This window comes from Pontibacter locisalis (assembly GCF_042684605.1).
Classification (GTDB): Bacteria; Bacteroidota; Bacteroidia; order Cytophagales; family Hymenobacteraceae; genus Pontibacter; species Pontibacter locisalis.
Map to the genome: position 1 here is coordinate 442547 of NZ_JBHULU010000015.1, position 7496 is coordinate 450042.

Annotated in this window: 6 protein-coding genes; 4 read left to right on the forward strand and 2 right to left on the reverse strand. The window is 47.7% G+C overall.

Going from position 1 to position 7496, the window contains the following annotated elements; all coding sequences use genetic code 11:
* Positions 1 to 391 precede the first annotated feature (391 nt).
* A complete protein-coding gene (locus ACFSRY_RS12245) occupies positions 392 to 1648 on the forward strand; it encodes a GDSL-type esterase/lipase family protein (protein ID WP_377507649.1) in 1257 nt (418 codons plus the stop codon).
* A gap of 11 nt (positions 1649 to 1659) precedes the next feature.
* On the opposite strand, the gene ACFSRY_RS12250 is transcribed toward ACFSRY_RS12245, so the two are convergent.
* Together ACFSRY_RS12250 and ACFSRY_RS12255 are read right to left on the reverse strand one after the other, a co-directional pair.
* Positions 1660 to 2289, reverse strand: coding sequence for a phosphoribosyltransferase (locus tag ACFSRY_RS12250; protein WP_377507652.1), 630 nt, complete (start codon positions 2287 to 2289; stop codon positions 1660 to 1662).
* A gap of 46 nt (positions 2290 to 2335) precedes the next feature.
* A complete protein-coding gene (locus tag ACFSRY_RS12255; protein ID WP_377507655.1) occupies positions 2336 to 3016 on the reverse strand; it encodes a dienelactone hydrolase family protein in 681 nt (226 codons plus the stop codon).
* A 150-nt stretch (positions 3017 to 3166) separates the two neighbouring features.
* Between ACFSRY_RS12255 and ACFSRY_RS12260 the strand changes: the two genes are divergently transcribed.
* The 3 genes from ACFSRY_RS12260 to clpB all read left to right on the forward strand — a co-directional run bounded on the left by ACFSRY_RS12260 (position 3167) and on the right by clpB (position 7445).
* The gene (locus tag ACFSRY_RS12260) at positions 3167 to 3847 is read left to right on the forward strand and encodes a hypothetical protein (RefSeq protein ID WP_377507658.1); all 681 of its coding nucleotides are present in this window, start codon (positions 3167 to 3169) and stop codon (positions 3845 to 3847) included.
* Positions 3848 to 4002: 155 nt separating this feature from the next.
* Entirely contained in the window at positions 4003 to 4686 is a 684-nt protein-coding gene (nfi, locus tag ACFSRY_RS12265) for a deoxyribonuclease V (RefSeq protein WP_377507661.1), read from the forward strand.
* 140 nt (positions 4687 to 4826) lie between these two features.
* Positions 4827 to 7445: an ATP-dependent chaperone ClpB gene (gene clpB, locus ACFSRY_RS12270; protein ID WP_377507665.1), complete on the forward strand. Its 2619-nt coding sequence runs from the start codon at positions 4827 to 4829 to the stop codon at positions 7443 to 7445.
* Positions 7446 to 7496 lie beyond the last annotated feature (51 nt).

Genomic DNA, 7496 nt, shown 5'->3' on the forward strand with positions numbered 1-7496 from the left:
TGCTAGTTAAAGAACAAATATAAGAGTCTTTTTTGAGAAAGGTTCTGTAGTAAACCGCCTTTCATGGCTGACACCTTACCTTGCAGTGGCTAACGGATGTGCTTCATTAAAAGAGAAGTTACAGATTGAAAGCAAGGATATTTTCAACGTTCATTCTCTCTTAGTAACAAGCCTGTTAGTCTTACTTACCACAATAATGTACTTTGTCTAACCAGGCACGCCTTACACAATAAAGTATAAGTCAAAGCACAACCCTGCCACCCCTGCTGCGTCTAGTATAAGCTTACAGTTTATCTTGCTTATGCTACGCCCTCTTACCGCATTAAACAGCCTTATCTGTGTTGTCCTACTCTTGTTTAGTACTGCCGCCTCTGCTGCTCCACTTAAAGTGATGGCTTTAGGGAACTCAATCACCCAGTCTAACCAGGACCATTACAGCTACAGGTACAACCTCTGGAAGAAGCTGTTAGACGCAGGCGTGGAGATAGATTATGTGGGATCTCATAGTGTTCAGAAAAACGGAAACCCTGACTGGCCACTGTACAAGGGGCAGGCTTTTGACAGTGATAACGAAGGCCATTGGGGCTGGAGCACTGATCAGATATTGAATGGCAACTCTGAAGAAACCGGCAAAGGGAGGCTGAGCGATTGGTTGACAGGATATACTCCAGATATAGTTCTGTTACACCTGGGCACGAACGACATGTTCCGTGATCAATCTTTAGACGAAACTGTAAATGAGCTAAAAGAAGTAGTTCAGCTGATCAGAGCGGACAATCCGCAGGTGAAAATTTTCTTCGCCAAGCTTATTCCTGCCTATGATCAGAAGGTAGGTCCACAGGCTGCAAACAATATTCGTCTCCTGAACGAAAGAATCCCAGCATTAGCCCAGGAACTCAATACAGCCGCATCACCGGTTATACTTGTAGACCAATACACTGGCTTTAACCCAACCACCGGCGCAGATACTTTTGATGGTATACACCCGAACGCCTCCGGAGAGGAGAAAATGGCGCAGAAATGGTTCGAGGCAATTATGAAGGTAGTACAGGTTACTCCTGTTGTGTACGCAGCCTTTGAGGCCACTGTCACAGCAGATAAAGATGTGCAGCTAAACTGGGAAACAACTGAAGAGAATAATAATGATTATTTTGAGGTGGAGAGAGCTTTAGATAACAACATTTTCACGGTTATCGGAAAAATTGATGGGTCTGGTAGTTCAAAAGAAAAGGTTACGTATAACTATAAAGACACAACGGCACCCTACGGTATATTAAAGTACAGATTAAAACAAGTAAGTCTTGATGGTAGCAACAGTTACTCTGAGACCGTTCAGGTTGAGAAAGAACAGGTTTTACATAGTGGCACGGCAAGAGAAGCCAGTGCAGACCTGTTACAGGTTTATCCTACCATTAGCAGGGATAAAACGATTACGGTGCAGCTACAGGATCAACAGCCTTTTTCTAAGGTATGGATAGCCATCGTCACCGCCAACGGTCAGCTGGTGAAACAGATTGTAAAGCAGTGCAGTGCAGAGGGTACTGTTACTGAGAAAATACGCATGCCTGACTCAAAAGCCGGATTATACCTGATGCAGGTAAAAGGCAGCGGGGAAAGCATGCGGCGCAGGTTTATTCTGGCGCAGTAAGTTTGATTTCACTATAGAGGCTTGTCCTGCTCCTGTAGCAGCTGAATCACTTCCTCATCAGTAGTCTGGCTAAACTCCTCGTAAAATTGTCCCACTGCCTGAAAGAATGGCGGCACTAACAAGCAAATTACTTCATCTACCAAAGATTTAAAGTGATCTATGGCTGAGAAAGGTGCCACAGGTACCGCTATAACAATTTTCCTGGGCTGCTCCTTCTTTACCAGCGCTACAGTAGCTTCTAACGTTTTACCGGTGGCAATACCATCATCCACAATAATCACCACCTTGTCCCTAAGCGGCACATGCTTACGGTCACCCATAAAGAGCTTGTACTTTTGCGCCAGGCTCTCACGTATGCGTGCTACCTCCTCCTCTATGTACTCCTGTGGCACATCAATCCGATCATCCACTATTACACTATCCTTACTAACAGAGCCAATTGCGAACTCCTGGTTAAGAGGATGCCCGATCTTTTTTGATAATGTAACCTCCAGTGGCATGCCCAGCTTTTTAGCTATAGGCGCCGCCACCGGCACTCCTCCACGTGGAATAGCAAGCACAACACCCGACTGACCTCTGTACTTGTCCAGCCGATCAGCCAGCATGATAGCAGCCTCTCTTCTATTCTGAATCTTTTCCATGTAACTAGTTTAAAACATTTTTCACCCATTCTAAACGCTACACCAGTTAGGGTCTGTTCTGATGCAAGGGGTGCTGCTTACCAGGCTCCAGGTATTTGCGAAACCAGTCTGTGGCCAACTGCGCTGCCATCTCTAAAGCACCAGGCTCTTCGAAAAGATGCGTTGCATCCGGCACTATTTCCATATCTTTTATACATACCAGCCGATCATGGGCCTGCAGGTTCATACCCACCACGGGTTCATCTTTGCCACCAACAATAAGCAGGGTAGGTGAAAGCACATCCGGCAGCACATTATCCGCCAGGTCAGGCCGCCCGCCCCGGCTTACTACAGCTTTTACCATGTCTCCTAAGGCTGCTGCTGCTCCCAGAGCCGATGCTGCGCCTGTGCTTGCTCCGAAGTACCCAATGTTGAGCTTGTTAACACGAGGATCCTGCAATACCCAGTGAGTGGTTTCTATTAAACGCTGCGTAAGGAGCGGAATATCAAAGCGTTTCTCCCTGTCCTGATCCTCTTCCGGGGTAAGCAGGTCGAACAATAGTGTGGCAAAGCCAGAACGCTGCAGATGCTCAGCCACAAAGCGGTTTCTTGTGCTCAGGCGGCTGCTGCCACTGCCATGTGAAAAAATAACAAGGCCTTTCGCCCCTTCCACAACGGCCAGGTCTCCCATCAGATTTACTTGTTTAAGGTCGATGCGTACAGTGTCGTTAAAAGTATAGTTTTTCATAGCTTTTAGGTCGTAGGGCTGATGTGTTTGTACACCAGCCTGTTTTATGTATAGGTCTATATCAAGTTACGACCTGGTGTCTTCAAAGTTCAGCAGGTACATACCCATACCTGTTGGTGTTCGTACAGGTAATAAAAAGCTATATCTTCTATGTGGAAATTATCTATACTATTAACTCTGTTTTTATTTCTAAATTCCTGCACTTCAGAAACGTCCAATCCTGAATCATCTGACGGCCCTGTAGATTCCCGAGCCAAATCAACACAACCTGTGGCCAACGGCAGTCAGGAACAAAAAGCCTCGAATAACGCTGACACTACAGATTTCAGAATTGCTTTCAACCGTTTCTTTCAGGCTCTTCAAGCCGGTGATACCTCCACTCTGAACGAGTTCATACATCCACAGTATGGTGTGTGGTTTATAGAGCAGCCGGGAGCAGTGCCTAAAATGACGCTTGTCGGCAACATCCAGAGCTTTAAGCGGGAGTACCAGAACAGGTCATTCCTTTCTGTGGCAGAGGAAATGAAGAAATGTAATTTACAGAAGGAGCCCTTCCCGAAGTTTTCCTGTGATGACCTGAACTATGATGCAGGAAAAACTGGCTACAGCAAGGACGGTTGCTTTGTCTGGAAGCCGGAAAAGTTCGTAAAAAGCGGATACTGGAACTACGCTGACCTATCTTTGCAGCAAGTAAAGCGCGTACAAACAACGTTGCCACTTGTAAAGAAATCTGTTCTGCATACCAACACCTCGTTCGAGTTTCATTTTGGTTACATTGATGACCACTGGCGCTTACTTTTCGCCAAACTAATTTACCCCTGCAGTGCATAACAGGATTCTAAAAAGGGTTACATATATGATTGCAAAAATCTGAATGCGTGGCTCTTTATTAAACGTAAAGAAATAGCATGCATGGGAGAGCGCAGGCACTTTTAAAAAATCAAACCGGATCACTGAAACAGTCGCTAACACATTATTTAACCTAAATGGCCTACTACAGAAGACACGATGCCCCTCCCACCGATCCCAGGCTGTTGCAGGAGTTAACGGAGTTACAAAAGAAGATGCAGGACCGCATCATTATTCAAAAACCTGATTTTGAGCTGAAACTAATTGCTGGCTGCGACTCCTCTTTTATTGGCGAGGATACCATTTTGTCTGCTTTTATACTTTTGAAGTATCCAGAGCTAGAGGTTGTGGAGAAAGTATGGCACCATGGTCAGGTAGAATTATCGTATGTCCCGGGTTTCCTATCTTTTAGAGAAGCACCCAACTTACTGGAAGCCTACCAGAAGCTAGAGCAAAAGCCTGACCTAATTATGGTAGATGGCCATGGTATATCACACCCACGCCGCCTCGGCATCGCCACTCATCTGGGCCTGCACCTAGAGAAGCCTACCATGGGTGTAGCCAAGAAGGTTCTGGTAGGAAAATACACGGAACCTGCGCCCACCAAGGGCTCCATCTCGCCGCTGGAATACAAAGGAGAAGTGATTGCCAACGTGCTCCGAACAAAAGACAACGTGAAGCCTGTGTTTGTCTCGCCGGGGCATCTGATGGATTTGGACTCAGCAACGGAGATAGCTTTAAACTGCGCTACCAAATACAAGTTGCCTGAGCCGACACGATTAGCAGACCATTATGCAGCAGTTTTTAAGAAGGATATTTGATACAGACAAAAAGTCCGGAACTGCTCAATTCACCACACAAAAACATGACATAATTACATAAAAATCATCAAAAGGTACCATTGGTGTATCCTTTGCTGTATAGCTCGTAGAACTAAAACTAAGGGAAAACAAGCAAAGACATGAACTTTAACAACTATACCATCAAAGCTCAGGAGGCCATCCAGAAGGCCACCGAAATAGCAGGTGGCAACCAGCAGCAGGCTATCGAAACCGGGCATATATTAAAAGCTATTCTGGAAACCGACGAAAACGTTACCAATTTCCTGCTGCAGAAGCTGAACATCAACGGCAACATCCTGCACAGTAAATTGGATGAAATTGTAGCGGCTTACCCGAAAGTGAGCGGTGGCAGTCCGTATTTGGCTAACGATGCAGCGACAGCCTTGCAAAAAGCCACTTCTTACCTGAAGGAATTCGGGGATGAGTATGTGGCCATTGAGCATATGCTGTTGGGCCTGCTGGCTGGTCGCGATAAAGTAGCCGGCCTGATGAAGGATGTTGGCTTCAATGAAAAGGATCTCAAAAAAGCAATCAAAGAGTTACGCGGTGGTGCCAAAGTAACTGATCAAAACGCAGAGGCAAAGTATAACTCGCTGAAGCGCTACGCTAAGAACCTAAACGAAATGGCCCGTGCCGGTAAAATAGACCCGGTAATTGGCCGTGACGAGGAGATCCGACGCGTGCTGCAGATCCTGAGCCGCCGTACGAAAAACAACCCGGTGCTGCTGGGTGAGCCTGGTGTAGGTAAAACTGCCATTGTGGAAGGTTTGGCTCAGCGCATGGTGAGCGGCGATGTGCCGGAGAACCTGAAAAACAAAACACTGATGAGCCTGGACATGGGTCTGCTTGTGGCAGGCGCCAAGTATAAAGGAGAGTTTGAGGAGCGCCTGAAGGCCGTAATTAAAGAGGTGACTGATGCGGAAGGTGAGATCATCCTCTTCATCGACGAGATTCATACCTTGATCGGTGCCGGTGCGGGTGGCGAGAGCGCCATGGACGCAGCCAACCTGCTGAAGCCAGCTTTGGCCCGAGGAGAACTGCATGCTATCGGTGCAACGACGCTGAAGGAGTATCAGAAATATATCGAAAAGGACAAAGCTCTGGAGCGTCGTTTCCAGGCGGTAATGGTAGATGAGCCAAACGTGCCGGATGCTATTTCCATACTTCGCGGTATCAAGGATAAGTATGAGGTACACCACGGGGTACGCATAAAGGACGATGCGATCATTGCCGCGGTAGAGCTTTCAAACCGCTACATTTCGGATCGTTTCCTGCCAGACAAAGCCATTGACCTGATGGACGAGGCGGCTGCGAAACTGCGCATCGAGATTGACTCTTTGCCGGTGGAGCTGGATGAATTACAGCGCCGCATCATGCAGCTGGAGATTGAGCGTGAGGCAATCCGCCGTGAGAATGACAAGGACAAAGAAGCCATCCTATCCAAGGAGATTGCCGATTTAAGCGGTAAGCGCGATGACCTGAAAGCCAAGTGGCAGAACGAAAAGCAGATCATTGAGGGCATTCAGAAAGAGAAAGAGAATATCGAAAACTATAAACTGGAGGCTGAGCAAGCGGAACGTTCCGGTGACTACGGTCGAGTAGCTGAGCTTCGTTACGGTAAGATTCAGGAGGCTGAGGCCCACCTGAAGCAGCTGCAGGAGCAGGTACATGAGATGCAGGGTGAGAACCCAATGCTGAAGGAAGAAGTGAATTCGGAAGACATCGCAGAAATCGTAGCTAAATGGACAGGTATACCTGTGAGCAAGATGCTGCAGAGTGACCGCGAAAAACTGCTGCACCTGGAGCAAGAGCTGGGCAAACGTGTGGCTGGTCAGGAAGAGGCAATTGAGGCCATTTCTGACGCTGTGCGCCGAAGCCGTGCCGGTATGCAGGACCCGAAACGCCCGATTGGCTCATTCATATTTTTAGGTACAACCGGTGTGGGTAAAACTGAGCTGGCAAAAGCACTGGCCGACTACCTGTTCAACGATGAGAACGCCATGGTGCGCATCGATATGAGTGAATACCAGGAACGCCATGCCGTGAGCCGTATGGTGGGAGCGCCTCCGGGATATGTAGGTTACGATGAAGGTGGCCAGCTGACGGAGGCTGTACGCCGCAAGCCATACTCAGTAGTGCTTTTGGATGAGATCGAGAAGGCGCACCCGGACGTGTTCAACATACTTTTGCAGGTGCTCGACGATGGCCGTCTGACCGATAGTAAAGGACGTGTGGTTAACTTCAAGAACACCATCATCATCATGACCTCAAACATTGGTTCGCACATCATTCAGTCTAACTTCGAGAATATGGATGAGTTTAACCACGATGAGGTGATTGAGCGTACGAAAGATGAGGTGTTTGAACTACTGAAGAAATCGGTAAGGCCAGAGTTCCTGAACCGTATTGACGAACTGGTAATGTTCCGCCCACTAAGCAGACAGGATATCCGCAAGATCGTGAACATTCAGTTCCGCCACATCCAGCAACGTCTGGAGGAAGCCGGCATACAGTTAGTGGCTACCGACGAGGTACTGGATTACCTGGGCGAACAGGGCTTCGACCCGCAGTTTGGTGCCCGTCCGCTGAAGCGCGTGATCCAGCGCCAGGTGCTGAACGAGTTATCGAAGGAGATATTGTCCGGTAAGATCAACAAAGATTCTGTGGTAGAGGCGGTACTAGACAACGGTAAGATTCGTTTCAATAACATTGACGTCGAGATTCCGACGGAGAAGTAAAAGAAGATTAAGTTTAGAGTTTAGTTGAGTAAACGGCCGCCCCAGTGGGGC